The sequence below is a fragment of the Kiritimatiellia bacterium genome, assembly GCA_026417735.1.
In the GTDB taxonomy this organism is placed as follows: Bacteria; Verrucomicrobiota; Kiritimatiellia; order PWTM01; family PWTM01; genus CAACVY01.
Genome location: JAOACR010000009.1, coordinates 431,984 through 447,856, shown reverse-complemented (window position 1 = coordinate 447,856; position 15,873 = coordinate 431,984). Strand labels below are relative to the sequence as shown.

At 69.5% G+C, this 15,873-nt stretch carries 14 protein-coding genes and 1 riboswitch; of the genes, 10 read left to right on the top strand and 4 right to left on the bottom strand.

The annotated features are described in order from the left end of the window. Positions 1-65 precede the first annotated feature (65 nt). From N2652_05490 to tkt, 3 genes are read right to left on the bottom strand one after another with little or no spacing between them, the layout of a single operon-like run. A complete protein-coding gene (locus N2652_05490) occupies positions 66-665 on the bottom strand; it encodes a CvpA family protein (GenBank protein ID MCX7818647.1) in 600 nt (199 codons plus the stop codon). Beyond that, entirely contained in the window at positions 662-1,348 is a 687-nt protein-coding gene (locus N2652_05485) for a VTT domain-containing protein (protein MCX7818646.1), read from the bottom strand. The genes N2652_05490 and N2652_05485 overlap by 4 nt, the downstream gene beginning before the upstream one ends. Before the next feature lie 28 nt (positions 1,349-1,376). Further along, positions 1,377-3,371 carry a transketolase gene (tkt, locus tag N2652_05480; protein MCX7818645.1) on the bottom strand — a complete coding sequence of 665 codons (1,995 nt, stop codon included), beginning with the start codon at positions 3,369-3,371 and terminating at the stop codon, positions 1,377-1,379. 206 nt (positions 3,372-3,577) lie between these two features. Here tkt and N2652_05475 point away from each other — a divergent pair, with 206 nt between their 5' ends. The 10 genes from N2652_05475 to N2652_05430 all read left to right on the top strand — a co-directional run bounded on the left by N2652_05475 (position 3,578) and on the right by N2652_05430 (position 15,110). Beyond that, positions 3,578-4,354, top strand: a complete 777-nt coding sequence (locus N2652_05475; GenBank protein ID MCX7818644.1) for a tetratricopeptide repeat protein — start codon at positions 3,578-3,580, stop codon at positions 4,352-4,354. A gap of 62 nt (positions 4,355-4,416) precedes the next feature. Further along, positions 4,417-5,151, top strand: coding sequence for a YggS family pyridoxal phosphate-dependent enzyme (locus N2652_05470; protein ID MCX7818643.1), 735 nt, complete (start codon positions 4,417-4,419; stop codon positions 5,149-5,151). 25 nt (positions 5,152-5,176) lie between these two features. Beyond that, positions 5,177-5,992 (top strand): pyrroline-5-carboxylate reductase, encoded by an 816-nt coding sequence (gene proC / locus N2652_05465; protein MCX7818642.1) that lies wholly within the window; start codon positions 5,177-5,179, stop codon positions 5,990-5,992. A 4-nt stretch (positions 5,993-5,996) separates the two neighbouring features. Next, positions 5,997-6,746, top strand: coding sequence for a hypothetical protein (locus N2652_05460; GenBank protein MCX7818641.1), 750 nt, complete (start codon positions 5,997-5,999; stop codon positions 6,744-6,746). Next, the gene (bioF, locus tag N2652_05455) at positions 6,743-7,888 is read left to right on the top strand and encodes an 8-amino-7-oxononanoate synthase (GenBank protein MCX7818640.1); all 1,146 of its coding nucleotides are present in this window, start codon (positions 6,743-6,745) and stop codon (positions 7,886-7,888) included. The genes N2652_05460 and bioF overlap by 4 nt, the downstream gene beginning before the upstream one ends. After that, positions 7,885-8,592, top strand: a complete 708-nt coding sequence (locus tag N2652_05450; GenBank protein MCX7818639.1) for an alpha/beta hydrolase — start codon at positions 7,885-7,887, stop codon at positions 8,590-8,592. The genes bioF and N2652_05450 overlap by 4 nt, the downstream gene beginning before the upstream one ends. After that, complete coding sequence (locus N2652_05445; protein ID MCX7818638.1) at positions 8,589-9,389, top strand: methyltransferase domain-containing protein; 801 nt, start codon at positions 8,589-8,591, stop codon at positions 9,387-9,389. Before N2652_05450 ends, N2652_05445 begins: the two co-directional genes overlap by 4 nt. 95 nt (positions 9,390-9,484) lie before the next feature. Then, positions 9,485-9,564: riboswitch (Fluoride riboswitch) on the top strand. 136 nt (positions 9,565-9,700) lie between these two features. After that, entirely contained in the window at positions 9,701-10,942 is a 1,242-nt protein-coding gene (locus tag N2652_05440; GenBank protein MCX7818637.1) for a TolC family protein, read from the top strand. Beyond that, positions 10,942-11,994: an efflux RND transporter periplasmic adaptor subunit gene (locus N2652_05435; GenBank protein MCX7818636.1), complete on the top strand. Its 1,053-nt coding sequence runs from the start codon at positions 10,942-10,944 to the stop codon at positions 11,992-11,994. Before N2652_05440 ends, N2652_05435 begins: the two co-directional genes overlap by 1 nt. Positions 11,995-12,011: 17 nt before the next feature. Next, positions 12,012-15,110, top strand: a complete 3,099-nt coding sequence (locus tag N2652_05430; GenBank protein MCX7818635.1) for an efflux RND transporter permease subunit — start codon at positions 12,012-12,014, stop codon at positions 15,108-15,110. A 146-nt stretch (positions 15,111-15,256) separates the two neighbouring features. On the opposite strand, the gene N2652_05425 is transcribed toward N2652_05430, so the two are convergent. After that, positions 15,257-15,850 carry a LamG domain-containing protein gene (locus N2652_05425; protein ID MCX7818634.1) on the bottom strand — a complete coding sequence of 198 codons (594 nt, stop codon included), beginning with the start codon at positions 15,848-15,850 and terminating at the stop codon, positions 15,257-15,259. Positions 15,851-15,873: the final 23 nt, after the last annotated feature.

Below are 15,873 nucleotides of genomic sequence, written 5' to 3'. Positions count from 1 at the left end.
GCCCGGGGTGCTGGACCGCCTCGCCTTCTACATGGCGCGATGCGAAATGCAAGCCAGTCGGGCGCTCATCGCTCGACGGGGGCGGGCGCGTTGGTCGGCGCGGCGGTCGCGGTGGTGCCTGCCGGCGGCAGCGGCGCGGCCTCATCGCTGAGCTGTTGAGCCCATTCGGGCAGTGGGTATTTCTCCGCCAGTTCGCGGTACAGCCGAGGGAAGAGGCCAGTCACCTGACGGCCGGCCCACGACTCTTCCGCGACAACGCGGTGCAAGCCCTCGTGCGGGATCATCGTCAAGAGCACCAGCGCGGCAATCGCGCCCAGCGCGGTGGTGAGCAGCCCGAGCGCCGCACCACCGATCCGCTCCAGTAATGGCGAGAAGCTGAACCGGAAGAGGAGCCGCGCGACGAGGCGGATCAGCAGCGCGCCCGCGCACACGCCCGCGAACAACAGCACGTATGCGAGTGCGCGGGCGAGCGCGTCGGGTGGGGCCTCCGAGCCGGCGATGCGTTGTGCGAGCGCGGGCTGGAAGCGCGCGGCGGCCCACACCGCGGCGCCCAGCATCACGAACGAGAAGATTTGGCGCGAGAGACCGATCAGCGCTCCTCGCACCGCGCCCAGCACCAGCAGCGCGGCGATCACCCAGTCCAGCACGCTCAGGTCCGCGCTCATGCTCCGCTCGCTCCTGGCGGGCCGCGCCGCCGCATGAGCCAGCTGCCCACCAGCAGCACGCCCAGCAACCCCAGGGCCAGCGCCACCGATGCCGGCGAGGGCCGGCGAATTGCGCGCCCCCAGGCTGCATACATCACCGACGAGGGAATCATACCCAGAAAGCTCGCCGCCAGGTAGGTGCTCGCCGGTACCCGCAGCGTGCCGGCCAGAATGTTTGTCGCGACGAAGTTCGAGAGCGGAAAGGCGCGCAGCAGTACCAGCGCCGCAAATGCCCGGCCGGGCGGGATGTTGAGCCAGCGGCTGCGGCGCCGCTCCAGCAGCGATCGGCACCATGGAGCGAGCATCGAACGGGCCAGCGCGTAGTGCATCAGCGCCCCCAAAGTCGAAGCGGTGTTCGCGAGCGCCGCTCCGGGTCCAATGCCGTACAGCAGGCCACTGACCACCGCGATCGGCCAGCGCGGCAGCATCAGCAGCGGGGCGACGAGCCCGACCACCACGATCGCGACCGGCCCCCAGGGGCCGAGCCGGCGCCCGAGCTCCACCAGCCGCTCGACCTGCCACCACTCGCGCAGCGGCAGCAGCACGCTGGCGGCCAGCAGCAGCACGGAGACCACCCCGAACGCGACCGCCCGCCCGACCGGCCCCCGATCCGACGCGATGCGGTCCTCCGTCTCTCTCGTCACCCGCCCCTCCCGTGTGCGGACCCGGCGGCTAGAACATCTCGCGCGCGGCCGCCAGGATGTGCGCGGTGGTCATGCCGAAAAACTCGCCCACCGCCTTCGCCGGTCCGGAGGCGCCGAACCGACGGATGCCCAGCACGCGGCCGGACAGCCCGACGTACCGCTCCCACCCGAGCGGCCAGCCCGCTTCCACCGCGAGCCGTCGCCGGCAACCCGGCGGAATGACGCGGTTGCGGTACGTGCGCGGCTGCCGCTCGAACAGCTCCCAGGAGGCGAGGTTCACGACGCGCACCGCCCGGCCATCCTGCTGCGCAAGCTGCCGGGCCGCTTCCAAGGACGGCGCCACCTCGGATCCTGTCGCGATGATCACCAGTTCCGGCTTTGAGCCCGGCCGACTTTCCCACAGCACGTAGCCGCCTCGCGCGATTTCCGAGGCGGGCGGCAGCGAGGCGCGGTCCAGCACCGGTACCGCCTGACGCGTCAGCAGCAGCGCGACCGGCCCCTCGCGATGGCGCAGTGCCACCGCCCAGGCGGCGGCAGTTTCCGCGGCGTCGGCCGGCCGGATCACCACGAGGTTCGGAATCGCCCGCAGCGCAGCCATGTGCTCGATCGGCTGGTGCGTGGGGCCGTCCTCACCCACGAAGATGCTGTCGTGCGTGAACACATAGATCACTGGCAGCCTCATCATCGCGGCGAGCCGGATCGCAGGCCGGGCGTAGTCGCTGAACACCAGGAACGTCGCGCCGTAGATGCGGAACCCCCCGTGCAGCGCGATGCCGTTCATGATCGCCGCCATGCCGTGCTCGCGCACACCGAAGTGGAAGTTGCGACCTCCGAAGGCGCCGGCCGCGATGTCGCCCAAACCGGTCAGGTACGTGTTGTTGCTCGGCGCCAGGTCCGCGGAGCCGCCGACCAGCCATGGGATTCGGGGGGCGAGCGCTTGCAGCGTCTTACCCGAGGCCGCCCGCGTTGCCACCGGCTTGGCGGGGTCGAAGGTGGGGAGCGCCGACTCGATGTCCGACGGTATCTCGCCCTTCATTGCGGCGGACCACTGTGCGGCGAGCTCGGGGTGCGCGGCCTTCCAACGGCGGAAGGTCCTCCGCCATCGTTCGTGCAGCGCGGCCATCTGTTCGCGCCGCGCCGCAAACATGGCGCGCACCTCGTCCGGCACATAGAACTCGCGGTCGGTGGGTAGCCCCAGGTTCAGTTTCGCTGCACGCACCTCTTCCGGTCCCAGCGGCGCGCCGTGGGCCTCGTGCGAGTCGCGCAGGTGCGGCGCACCTTGCGCGATGTGCGTGTGCGTGAGGATGAGGTGCGGCCGATCTTCCGAGGCCAACGCCCGTTCGATCGCCGCCTCGATCTGCGCGAAGTCGTGACCGTCAATCTCCTGCACCGCCCAGCCGTACGCCTCGAACCGGCGCCGCGCGTCGTCGCTGCAGGCCAGCTCAGTGGAACCTTCAATCGTGATGCGGTTCGAGTCGTAGAACACGATCAGCCGTCCCAGCCGCAGGTGCCCCGCCAGCGAAAACACCTCGTGTGAAATACCCTCCATCAGGCAGCCGTCGCCCGCGATCACCCAGGTGCGGTGGTCCACCACCGGCGGTTCGCCCGCGACGTTGAACCGCGCCGCGAGCATCCGCTCAGCGATCGCCATCCCCACCGCGTTGCCGCTGCCCTGCCCGAGCGGACCGGTCGTGGTCTCGACGCCCGGCGTGTCGCCGTGCTCCGGATGCCCGGGCGTGCGGCTGCCGAGCTGGCGGAACCGCTGAAGCTCCTCGATCGGAAGATCGTAGCCGGCCAGGTGCAATAGGCTGTAGAGCAGCATTGAGCCGTGCCCCGCCGACAACACGAAGCGGTCGCGGTCTGGCCAGTCCGGATCGGCCGGATCGTGTTTCAAGTACTTCAGCCACAACACCGCCGCGACGTCCGCCATACCCATCGGCATCCCCGGATGGCCGGACTTCGCCCGCTCCACCGCGTCCATCGCCAGCCCGCGGATCGTGTTCGCCACCAGTTGCAGGTTCATGCTGACCCTTTCGCCGCCCACCGCCCTCCAACGCGACTCTCCACACTATCGGATGGATGGCCGGCCTTCAACCAGGCGCCCTGCAACGGCATCCCGACGTTGGACCGCTCGCCCCGGAACGCCTCCCATCCATGGAGGCCGCCGTCCGCTTGCATTTGGGCTCGCCACACGGCACGATGCGGCGCCTGTGCACCGAGGGCACCCCGATGACGGATGAGCATCGTCCGCCGGCGAAGTCCGGTCCGCCCGGCGCGGCCGCTCCCGCAGAGAGCGCCCCGCTGGACTGGCAAAGCCTGCTGCGCGACTACGGCCGCCCGCTGCTGCTGGGCGCCGCGATCGCGATCGTGATCGTGGTTGCGGTGGGGTTCGTCCGCCAACGCCGGCGCGCCGCGGAGGAGGAAGCGGCTCGGCTGCTCACCAGCGGACGGGTCGAGCAGATTGAGAAGTTGGTGGAAAAATATCGCCGCACCTCCAGTGCGCCGATCGGGGGGCTCGCACTGGCCCGGCTCGACTTCCACAACGGCCGTTACGAGGAAGCAGAGAAGCGCTACGCACAGTTTCTCAAGGACTATCCCCAGCACCCGCTGGCGCCCGTTGCGGAGGTGAACCGCGCCACCTGCCTGGAAGCGATCGGCCGGCTGGAGGAGGCGCTGAAGATCTATGAGGCGGTGCGGTCCCGCGAGAGCACCTCGCTGCAGGGTTCGCTCGCGTTGCTCGGCCGCGCGCGCACCTTTGAGCAGATGGGACGATACACGGAGGCGCGGCAGGCCTACGAGGAATATCTGGCGCTACACCCGGAGGGGCCGTTTGCCGGCGTCGCAGAAGCGGGTCTGAAGGTGCTCGAGCAGAAACGCCGCGCGGCGCAGAAACTCGTCGAAACCGGTCTGCCCCCACCGCTGGCCACGTCGACGAACCCGCCCGCACCCGCCGCCGTTGTGCCGACCGGCGCCGCGCCCGCGGACGCGAACACACCCCGACGGTGACCGCGCGCGGATTGACTTCACGGCGGAGCGTCCGATGATGCCCGCGCACAACGTTGCCGAGGATGACCGACCTCGCTTCGATTGCCGATCGCGTTGCCCGCGTCCGTGAGCGGATCGAGCGGGCCTGCGCCGCCGCGGGCCGCCGGTCGGAGGAAATCACGCTGGTGGCGGTCGCCAAAACGCATCCGCCAGAAGCGGTCGCCGCCGCGGCCGCCGCCGGCGTGCGGGTGATCGGCGAGAACCGCGTGCAGGAGGCCGCGGCGAAGCTCCCGCTGTGCCCGGCACACCTGGAATGGCACCTCGTCGGGCATCTGCAGTCGAACAAGGTCCGCCCCGCGCTGCGGCTGTTTTCGATGTTGCACTCGGTCGATTCGATCCCGTTGCTGCGACGGGTGGATCAGATCGCCGCGGAGGAGGGCCGCCGCATCCGCGTGTTGCTGGAGGTGAACGTTGCCGGTGAGCGCTCGAAGTTCGGGTTCCCGCCCGACGCGGTCGCGGAGGCGGTGCGGGAGGCGAACCGGCTGCCGCGCATCGAGCTGGCGGGCCTCATGACGGTGCCGCCGATCTGCCGGGATCCGGAAGACGTGCGGCCGTTCTTCCGCGCGCTCCGCGAACTGCGCGACCGCTGCACGCAGCAGTGCGGGACGCCGCTGCCGGAACTTTCCATGGGCATGTCCGCCGATTTCGAGGTTGCGATCGCGGAGGGCGCGACGATGATCCGCGTCGGCACCGACATTTTCGGACCGCGGGCGTCGCCGTGGCGCCGCCCCGCCGACGAGGCGGTCGCCGCCGACTGATCCTTTCGCCAACAGGACCACCACGATGCACGAACCGACCACCATCGCCTGGATCGGCGCCGGCAACATGGCCGAGGCGCTGATCCGCGCGGCGCTCCGCGCGGGGCGGGCGCCGGACTCGATGCGCGTTAGCGACGTTCGGCCGGAACGACTGGAGTGGTGCCGGCGCCATCTCGGCGTGGCCACCGCGCCCGACAACGCCGCCGCCGCGCGCGGCGCGGAACTGGTGGTGCTGGCGGTGAAACCACAGCAGCTGCGCGCTGCGCTCGACTCGTTGCGCGGCGCGATCGACACGGCGGCGACGGTGCTCAGCATCGCGGCCGGCGTGCCGACCGCGCGCATCGAGACGTTGCTGGGCGGGCGGCCGCGCGTGGTGCGGGCGATGCCGAACACACCCGCGCTGGTCGGTGCCGGCGCCGCGGCGGTGTGCGCGGGCCGCTATGCGGACGAGCTGGACCTCGCCCGCGCGGAGTCGGCACTTCGCCCGGCCGGGATCGTCGAGCGGGTGCCCGAGGAGCTGATGGATGCCGTCACCGCGATCAGCGGCAGCGGCCCCGCCTACGTGTTTCTGTTGATCGAACTGATGCTGAACGCTGGGGTGCGTTTCGGGCTGCCGACCGAGGTGGCGCGGCGGTTGGTCCTGGCGACCGTCGCGGGCGCGGCGCGACTGCTGGAGTCAACCGGTCTGGACGCGCGAGAGGCCCGGCGGAGGGTGACGTCGGAGAAAGGCACCACCGACGCCGCGATTCGGGAGCTTGAGCGCCGTGACGTGCCGGCGGCGTGGGCCGCCGCGTTGGACGCGGCCCGTCGGCGGGCCGCGGAGCTGGCGGCGGAGGCCTGAGGCGGTGCCCAGACAGATCCGCTACGAGGACGATCTGCCGTCGAGTGCGCGGAGCCTTCGGCATGCGCTGGCGGGTGTCCGCAGTTTTCTGTTCTTCGGATCGATTGTCTTCGGGATTTTGTATCTCAGCTTGCTGATCCTCGCGCGGACAGAGGGCATTCGCGCGCATGTCGCGGATGCGCTGTCCGCGCGGCTGGGTGCGAGGGTGGCGGTGGGCGCGGCCGCGCTGTGGCCGCCGGCGACGCTCGTGCTGCGGAATGTCGCAACGACTGGCGACACGAGCCGTGCCGGCGTCCAGGTACACGCGGACCGTGTCGCGATCCGATGGGGATGGCCGCGGCGCGGTGAACCTGCGGTGCGACGGATCGACATCGCGGGCGGATCGGTCCTGTGGCGCGCGGACGTGACCGGTGCGGTCGCGACCGGCGACTGGGCACGGCTGGAACAGACACTTGCGCTGGCCTTCGGCGCCCGTCCGCCGGCGCCGGATGCGCTGCTGCCGGTGGTGCTGCACTGGCAGGCGAAACGGTTCGAAGCGGTCGGTACGGAGCCGGGCAGCGCGTTCACCGCCGACACCGCGGAAGTTCGCTGGACTCCGCTCGAGGTGAATGGCCGCCGCATTGTCCATCTGCGCGCGTCCGCCCGGATGCTGCACGGCGCCGGCGCTGCCTCGCCCGGCCCCTGGGATATTGAGGCGATCCTTGCCGGCGAGCGGCGGCTGGATCTGCGGCCGGCGGCCGCGCCCGCCCGATGAGCGGCCCGCTCGACTGGATCGGCGCGGAGCTCGGCCGGCTGACCGAGCGTGGTCGGCGGCGGCGGCTTCCGGACGGGACCGAGGTGGAAGGGTTGAACCTCTCGTCGAACGACTACCTCGGGCTTGCACGTCATCCGGCGGTGATCGAGGCGGCGGTGGCGGCGGCGCGCACATGGGGGGTGGGCGCCACCGCCTCGCCGCACCTGTGTGGCCGCCGCCCGGTGCACGTGGAGCTGGAGCAGCGGCTGGCGAGGCTGAAGCGCACGGAGGCCGCGCTCGTCTTTTCCTCCGGCTACGCGGCCAATGTCGGGGTGATTTCGGCGCTGGTGGGCCGTGGCGACGTCGTGTTCGCGGACCGGCTGGTGCACGCGAGCCTGCTCGACGGCGCGCGGCTCTCCGGCGCGGTGCTGCGACGGTTCCAGCACAACGACCCCGCCCATCTCGAGCAGCTGCTGCGGGCGGCCCCCCCGAGCGGTCGGCGGATGATCGTCACCGAGTCGGTGTTCTCGATGGACGGGGATCGCGCGCCGCTCCCCGAACTGGCGCGTCTGGCAGAGGAGCATGGCGCGCTGCTGTATGTGGACGAGGCGCACGCGCTGGGCGTGTATGGCCCCGGCGGCGCCGGCGCACTAGTGGAGTGCGGGCTTTCGGGACCGGGAGTGGTGGCGATGGGCACGCTGAGCAAGGCGCTCGGTTCCCAGGGGGGATTTGTCGCCGGCAGCGCGCAGCTGCGCGAGTGGCTCGTGCAGGCGGCCCGCTCGCTGATGTACTCGACCGGCCTCTCGCCGGTGGCGGCCGCGGCGGCTCTGGCGGCAGTCGAGGTGCTCGAGCGCGAGCCGGAGCGGCCCGCGGAGCTGCGCCGGCGCGCCGCCCGGTTCCGCGAGCGGCTGCACGGGGCCGGTCTGCCGGTGGCCGCAGGCGATTGCCCGATCGTGCCGGTGATTCTGGGCGAGGACCGGTGGGCGATGGAGGCGGCCGGGCGTTTGCGCGCGAGCGGCGTGCACGCGGTGGCGATCCGCCCGCCCACTGTCCCGGAGGGTGCGGCACGGATCCGGTTCTCTGTCACATTGAATCTCACGCCGGCGGAAACGGACGCCGCCGCCGAGATTATCGGCCGGGTGCTGGGGGTACCGCCCTCGTGAGCGAAGTGTGGCTGGTCGGCGGCTGGGCGATCGGCCGTGGCTGGTGGCGACCGACCGTCGCGGTGCTGGAGGCCGCCGGCATCGCGTCCGTCACCATCGAACTGAACGATCTGGGCGTGGATCCCGCCGCCTGGTCGTCTGAGCTGGCCGCTCGTCTTCGGCAGTGCCCTGCGCCGCCAGCGGTGGTGGGCTGGTCCATGGGCGCGATGGTTGCGCTCGATGCGCTCACGCGGCCCGGCGCTCCGGCGGTGGCCGCGCTGCTGGTTTTGGCCGGCACGCTCCGCTTTTGCGCGGCACCGGACTGGCCCCTCGGCCGGCCGATCTCGGCGGTGCGCGCGCTGCGGCGCGCGGTGCTGCGCGACGCCACGCGCGCACTCGCGGCGTTCTACCGTGACGTTGCTGCCGGTGGCGGTCCGCCGCAGCCGCCTCCCCCGCCCGCCGGCTCCACTGCCGACCGGCTCGCTGCGGCGCTCGACGTGCTGGCGACGCTGGACCTGCGCGACCGTGAGGCACCGAGCTGCCCGCTGGGCTGGTTGCATGGCGAGCTCGATGCGGTGATCCCCGCCTCGGCCGGCATCGAAAGCGCGCGCCGGCTGGGCGCTGTCGCCCGCGTGATTGCGGGCGCGGGCCATGCTCTGCCCTGGACATGTGGCGAGAATGTTCGGGATGTGTTAGTGTGTAAACTTAGCGATTCGCAAATGTGAGCGACGCGCTTCGACACCTTCGTAGCACCCATGCGCGGTTCAACCGTGGCGCCGCGCGCTACGATTTGCAGGCCGATGTGCAGCGGGAAACCGCCGCACGGCTGGTGGAACACCTCGCGGACATCGAGGAGCCGTTGCGGATCCTCGATGCGGGCTGCGGGAGCGGCATCCTCACCCGCCTGTTGCTGGAGCGGTTCCCGCGGTCCCGCGTGGACGCGTTCGACATCTCGGAGGCGATGCTCGATACCGCCCGCGCGCACATTTCCGCTCCCTGCGTGCGCTGGTTGCAGAGCGAGTTTGCGCTGTTTCGGCCCGCGCTACCGTATCCGCTGGTGGTGAGCAACGCCTCGCTCCACTGGGCGCCGTCGCTCTGCGATGCGATGGAGAATCTGGCGAACTGCCTGGCGCCAGGCGGTCTGCTGGCCGTGTCGCTGATGGTCGAAGGAACGCTGCGGGAGCTGAGGGAGTCGCTCGCGCGGGTCGTGCCGGCGAAAAGCGAGGTGGGTCCGATGCCGACGCTGGCGGAGCTGCGCCTGATTGCGGACCAGCTGGGGCTGCGGCGGGTGGGGGAGGGCGAGTACGCGATCCGTCGGGTCTATCCCTCCGCAAGCGAGCTGCTGCGCGGGCTGCACGATCAGGGTCTCACCGGCGGTGTCCGCTATCGGCCGGTTGCGCCGCTGGTGCGTGGCGAACTGGCCGCATTGGTGACCGACTACGACCGCGCGCACGCGGTGCCGGAGGGCGGCGTGATTGCCACCTACGCCGTGGCGTGGCTCCTCGCCCGCCGGCTGCACTGACACGTCGCTGCATGCCGCCCGCAGCCGGGCTTGCCCTTTCGCGGGCGCATCATATTTGAGCGCTCCGCTCGTTATGTGATCAGTACGTCCTTGTGGCGGACCGCGGCAATGGGGTTTGCCGCCCCCTCGCGGGACAACCGCGCGATGTTCTCGCGCTGATAACTCCTGACGACCACCCAACGGAAGGAAAGATCGGCGTGAGAATGCGGGCGTCGGCCTCGGCGATCCCTGTGGCAGTGGCGGTGCTCGGCTGCGCGCATGTCACCCCGGCTCCGCCCCAACCTGTCCGCGCGCGGATCGCTCGGGCTGAGATGAACGAGGTAGAACGCGTGCCGCGGCGCTGGACTCTCGAAGAACTGACGGCGCTCGCGCTGCGCCGCAATCCGGAGCATGAGCTCGCCTGCCGCGAAGCGGAGACGGCGCGCGCCGCGATCCTCGCGGCGGCGGAACGACCGAATCCGACTCTTTCGCTGTCGCCCGGCTACAATGCCTCCGTCACCGAGCCGAGTCCCTGGATCGTCTCGGTTGCGCTCAGCGTGCCCATCGAAGCGGTCGGCCGGAGGTCGCCGCGGATTGAGGCGGCTCGCCGGCGGGCGGACGCCGCGGCGAAGCGGGCCGAGGGATCAGCGTGGCGAATCCGACGGGCCGTGCGTGAAGCGGTGCTCCTGCTCGGCGAAGCGCGGGAAATCCGTCAGCTCACCGAGGAATGGGCGGCGGTGCTCGCGCGCCGCGCGGAGCTGGTTGCGAAACAGCACCGGCTCGGGGAGATGTCCGCGACGGACGCAGCCGCTGCCATCGCGCTGGCGCGGCAGTCTCATCTGGAGGCGGTCAAGGCCGCGGGTGCGGAGTCGATGGCCGGCCAGCAGTTGGCGGCGGTTGTGGGTGTGCCGGCGACCACGTTTGCGGGCGCGGAGCTGGCGGTGGAGGCTCTCGATGTGCGTCGGTTTCCCGAAAGCGTGGCGGACGCTCAGCACGCTGCGGTGACGCATCGAAGCGATCTGCTGGCGGCGCTGGAGGAGTACGCGGCGGCGCGGGCGGCCGTGCTGCTGGCGTCGGCCGCGCAACTTCCAAGCATCACGATCGGTCCGGCCTACGAGTATGACCAGCGGGAGAACAAATGGTCCCTGATCGCCAGCGTCGATCTCCCCCTCCTGAGCCGGGGGCGTGGCGCGCTCGCGGAGGCCGCGGCGCGCTGCGAAGAGGCCGCCAGCAGAGTGCGCGAAATGCAAGTTCGAATTCGCACCGAGGTGGACGCGGCGTTTGTGGCCTGTGAGGACGCCGATCGGCAGTGGAAGGCGGCGCTGGAATTGGAGCAGAGTTCGGCCCGTCAGCTGGCTGTTGCTGAGGCGAGGCGATCGGTCGGAGAACTCCCGCTCGCCGAGGTGCTCGTGGCCCGGTCCGAACTGCTCCGCGCGCGACTCGAGGTGGCCCGTGCCCGGTGGCGGCGACGGGCGGCGGTCGGCGAACTGGACGATCTGCTCCAACGTTCCGAGGCGCCGGGCACGTGCGTGCCGGGCACGTCGGACGGTCGCCACCAGGAGGATTCCCCTTGATGACGACTGCGATTCACCGTCCGGTTGCGCGGGGCGTTCTCGCGCTGATGCTGTGCTGGGCCACTGGCGCCGTTGCAGCGTCGCCGGATGAGGCGGAGGTCACCGTGCAGACGGCGTCCATCGTTGCGACCACGCTGTGCGCGCGGTTGACGGTGTACGGAACGCTCGAGCCGGCCCCTGCCGAGGATGCTGAGCCGGCCGCGATTGCGGTGCTGGCGGCGGCCGAAAACGCGTGGATTGAGTCGGTAGAGGTTTGTGAGGGGGAGTGGATCGGATGTGGACGCCGTCTCGTGCGGCTGGACGCTCGTGTCGCGGAGGCGGCGGTGGCTCGAGCGCGGGCGGAACTGGCGGCGGCGTCGGCCGCACTGGAGCGGCAACGACGGTTGCTGGAGCACGATGCAACGTCACAACGAGATCTCCTTGAAGCGGAAGAACGGCATGCGATTGCGGTGCAGACCGTCGCCGGAGCGGAGGCGAGCCGGTCGCGGTGCGATCTCGTATCGCCGATTGCGGGCGTTGCGGAACGGGTGTGGGCGCGGGCGGGAGAACTCGCGATCGCGGGCCAGCCGCTGGTCCGGATTCTCTCCCCGGAGCGGTTGGTGTTTGCGGCGGCCGCGCCCGCCGCGGTCGCGAACCGGCTGCGGGCGGGCCAGATCGCCCTTGTGGAGGCGAGCGGCATCGCGGTGACCGGGGTTGTTCAGTCTGTCGCGCACGAGGCCTCGCCGGGCACGGACATGGTCGGTGTTCGGATTCGTTTGCCTCGGGGGACGAGTCTGCGAGCCGGCCAGTTTGCCCGGGCGCGCGTGGTGGTCGAAGAACACGTCGGATGCCTCGCGGTTCCGCTCGCCAGCGTCTACACCGATCATGGAGGCGTCAGCGAGATTCGGCTGGTGGACGGCAACCGTGCGCGTCGGATTCAGGTCCGGCGGGGTCTGCAAGACACCGGACTGGTCGAGGTGGCCGCGGAGGGATTGAAGCCGGGTGCGACGGTGGTCACTGTGGGCGCGTATGCGTTGCCCGACGGCGCCCGGGTTCGCGTCGTTTCCCGCTGAGCCGTGGCCTCGAGACCATGAGTACGGGCACGACGCTGAGTCCGGATGGCAGTCGGATCGGACGGTTTGCGAACCGGCACCGGCTGGCGATTATTTTTGTGACGCTCGCACTGTGCGTCGGCGGGATCTATGGGTCCTTGCGAACGCCCTCCTCGGTGTTCCCCGAGACGGATTTCCCCCGCTGTGTGGTGTTGATCGACAACGGCGCGATGCCGGCCGACGAAATGATGGCCACCATCACGCGACCGGTCGAGGAGGCGATGAAAGACATCCCGGGCGTTACGCAGGTGCGCTCGGCCACCGGGCGAGGCTCGGCGGAGGTCAACGTGTTTTTCAACTGGCGTGCGGACATGCCGCGGTCGGAGCTCTATGTGCTCAACCGTGTCGCGCAACTGAAGAACGAGCTGCCAGCCACTGCAAAGGCGACCGTCTGGCGACTGACCTTCAATGCGTTTCCGATCATCGGCATCAGCGTGACGAGCCCGGGCCGGGACATCATGGAGCTGTGGGAGCTGGCGAGGTACGAGCTGAAGCCGAGGTTCATGCGCCTTGAGGGTGTTGCGCGGGTGGATCTGGTGGGCGGCCGAATGCCCGAGTACCACGTGGTGGTGGATCCCCTGCGGCTCGCCGCACTGGGACTGGGCATGCATGACGTGGTCGAGGGCCTTCGTGCAAACAATCGGATCGAGCCGGCCGGGTTTCACTCGGAGAACTACACGATCTACCTCGCGATGACCGAGGGGCGGGCCCGCTCAGCGGAGGAGCTGGCGGCGCTCCCGCTGGCGGTGCGCGACGGGTCGCCGGTGCGCATCGGCGACGTCGCCCGCGTGGAACGGGGCCCGGAGCCGGTGTTCAACTTCGTCAATGCCCAGGGCCGTCCCGCGGTTCTGATGAACATCCGTGCGCAACCTCGGGGCAGCAGCATCCTGGCGATCGCACGCAATCTGCAGCGGGAGCTGCGGGAGCTGCGCCACGTGCTGCCGCCGGACGTCGAACTGTCCTTTTATTACGACCAGTCGCTCTTCGTGCGCGAGTCCGTCCGAAGCGTCTGGGAATCCATCGGGGTGGGTCTGATCTTCGCGGTTCTGATCCTCTATGGTTTTTTGAACAGCTGGGGGAGCGTGCTGACCGCAGTCGTGGTGATTCCCGTTTCGGTGTTCGCCACCGTGGTTGCGATCCTCGCGGCGGGGATGACGTTCAATCTGATGACGCTTGGCGGTATCGCGGCCGCGATCGGCGTGATCATCGACGACGCGATCGTGGTCGTGGAGAGCATCGTGCGGGAGACGGCGGGCGGTGGTTCTCCCGAGGATGCGATCGGGCGGGCCCTGGGTGCGATCCTGCGTCCGCTCATCGGTTCGACGCTGATGCCCGTGGTGGTGTTTGCACCCTTGGCGTTTCTCGACGGTTTGCCCGGCGTGTTTTTTCGGGCACTGGCGGTGACGATGGTGGTCGCACTGCTGGCGTCACTGGTGCTGGCCGTCACGCTGACTCCCGCGCTCGCGTCCTGGTGTTTGCGACCGGCCAAGCACGGCCGAACCGGCCCGGCACAGGAGGGGCCGTGGATGCAGTTGCTGCTGGCGGGCTTCGGGGCCGCGCTGCGAGGCACGCTGCGGTGGCGGTGGGCGTTGCTGCTGGTGGTGCTCGCCGTGGCGACCGCGGGCGCGGCGCTGTACCGGCGGCTCGAGACGGCCTTCTTGCCCGCGATGGACGAAGGCGGCTTTGTCATTGACTACTTGACGCCGTGGGGGACCAGCCTCGAAGAAACTGATCGAATGCTGCAACAAGCGGAAACCATTCTGCGCGAAACGCCGGAGCTGGAAGGGTACTCGCGCCGCACCGGCGCCCGTCTGGCGCTGGCGATCGCTGAGCCGAACAAGGGCGATATCCTGGTCAAGCTGCGGCCGGACCGCCGCCGCACCACCGAGGAAATCAAATCGGAGCTCCGGCAAAAGTTGAATCGGGCGCTTCCGGGCATCGAATGGGAGTTCCCCGGCATCCTCGCTGATCTTGTCGGTGACCTCACATGGGCGCCGGACCCGATCGAGGTGAAGCTGTTTTCCACCGACACCGCCTGGTTGATGCGCACCGCGCCGAAGGTTCGCCGGCTCATCGAGGAGGTGCCGGGAGTCGTCGACACCAGTGACGGGCTGAGGATGACGGGGCCTACGCTGGCCCTGCGAGTCCGTCACGACGAGGTGGCGCGGCACGGACTGACCGTCGAAGCTGTCGCCGAGGCAATGAACATTGCAGTGCTCGGACAGGTCGCTTCGACGGTCAGCGAGGCGGATCGCGTGGTCCCGATCCGCGTGGTCGGCGACCCCGCCTGCTCGGCGACAGCAGAGTCGCTGCGCGATCTGCCGATACGTGCGCGCTCCGGCCGCCTTGTCACACTCGGCCAGATCGCCGATGTGGCGGAAACGCCGGGCCAACTGGAGCTGCGAAGGGAAAATTTGCGCCAGATGGTCGCCGTGACCGCGTCCCTTGAAGGAAGGGGCCTGGGCGCGGCCATCGCGGACATTCGGGCGCGACTCGCGCGCCAGCCCGATATTCCACCGGGCGTTGTGGAGTATGGCGGATTGTACGAGCAGCAGGTCGAATCCTTTCGGAATCTCGCGATTGTGCTCGCGCTGGCGATTGTGCTGGTCTTCACGTTGTTGTTGATCGAATTTCGCTCGTTCCGGGAGCCGGCCGCGATTGTCGCGGGCTCCGTCTTGGCGCTGGTAGGGTCGGTGGGGGGGGTGTGGATCACCGGTACTTCGTTGAACATCGTCTCCTTTCTCGGCGCCATCATCGGCGTCGGCATCGTCGCCAAAAATGGAATTCTGATGCTGGATTGTGTCGGTCAATTCCGGGCGGCCGGTCATTCGCTGGATGAATCGCTGGTACTGGCCGGCCGCCGGCGACTGCGCCCGATTCTGATGACGTCACTCTCCACGATGCTCGCGATGCTGCCATTGGCCTGGGGCATCGGCCACGGGGCCGACATGCTCCGGCCGCTGGCGATCGGCGTGATCGGAGCGCTGACGGTTTCGCTGCTGCTGTCGCTCTTCGCGACCCCGGCGTTGTATCGTCTGATCGCGCCGCCGCGGGATTCTTCCGCTTCGATCAGCTGAGATGTCGGCAGGCGGGGCAACCGGGGGATTCCATCGCGGCCAAGACCTCGAAGCGAATTGCGGATACACGCCATCCCCGCGGGAGCGCTCGGAACTTAGATCCTGTACGCGAGGGTCTCTCGAACGCGACCGCGGGCACCGGCGGTTCAGCGCTCGCGCCAGCGATGGCGCCGTGCGATCAGCAGAACCGAGCTCAGGCTGAGCAGACCAATCGTACCCGGCTCGGGGATTCCCTCGACCCGGATCGCCTCGATGTTGGTGTCCGAAATCGCCTCGTCGTAGATCCGGACATCGTCAATACACCCTTTGAACGCCCGGCCGAGGTTCTCGCGGTTACCAACCGTCAGCTTCCTCGTTCCGTCACCTAGGTTTGCGGGGACGGGGCCGCCGGTTGAGCTCAGCAGGGAGGCGGTGGTGTTCGTGTCGCCAATGAAGAAGTTCACCGAGGAGCTTCCGACGAACCGAACCGCGAAGAAAATCCATTTGTTCGTCTGCCAATAGTCTCCTGTGGTGTTGAAGAAGGTGGTGCCTCCAAGGTTCAGCTGCAGCCGGCCCGGCGTCGGATCAAAATACAGTGACCACTCACCCGCACCAACAGTCGGCGCAGCACGGTCGACTAGTCGCGCAAGGCCCGCAAACGCGCCGTCGGATTTGTACCAACCCGTAATGGTCATCGCGGTCAGGTTGTCCAGCGCGTCAAAACTGACCGCGGTCTGCGCGCCGCCACCCGAACCGCCCATCGTCGAACCGGTGCGGTTGTCCA

Excerpts from the sequence above, each read along its gene's own strand:
- N2652_05490 (MCX7818647.1), bottom strand. The coding sequence starts at position 665 with ATGAGCGCGGACCTGAGCGTGCTGGACTGGGTGATCGCCGCGCTGCTG.
- tkt (MCX7818645.1), bottom strand. The coding sequence starts at position 3,371 with ATGAACCTGCAACTGGTGGCGAACACGATCCGCGGGCTGGCGATGGAC.
- N2652_05475 (MCX7818644.1), top strand. The coding sequence starts at position 3,578 with ATGACGGATGAGCATCGTCCGCCGGCGAAGTCCGGTCCGCCCGGCGCG.
- N2652_05470 (MCX7818643.1), top strand. The coding sequence starts at position 4,417 with ATGACCGACCTCGCTTCGATTGCCGATCGCGTTGCCCGCGTCCGTGAG.
- proC (MCX7818642.1), top strand. The coding sequence starts at position 5,177 with ATGCACGAACCGACCACCATCGCCTGGATCGGCGCCGGCAACATGGCC.
- bioF (MCX7818640.1), top strand. The coding sequence starts at position 6,743 with ATGAGCGGCCCGCTCGACTGGATCGGCGCGGAGCTCGGCCGGCTGACC.
- N2652_05440 (MCX7818637.1), top strand. The coding sequence starts at position 9,701 with ATGAACGAGGTAGAACGCGTGCCGCGGCGCTGGACTCTCGAAGAACTG.
- N2652_05435 (MCX7818636.1), top strand. The coding sequence starts at position 10,942 with ATGACGACTGCGATTCACCGTCCGGTTGCGCGGGGCGTTCTCGCGCTG.
- N2652_05430 (MCX7818635.1), top strand. The coding sequence starts at position 12,012 with ATGAGTACGGGCACGACGCTGAGTCCGGATGGCAGTCGGATCGGACGG.
- N2652_05425 (MCX7818634.1), bottom strand. The coding sequence starts at position 15,850 with ATGGGCGGTTCGGGTGGCGGCGCGCAGACCGCGGTCAGTTTTGACGCG.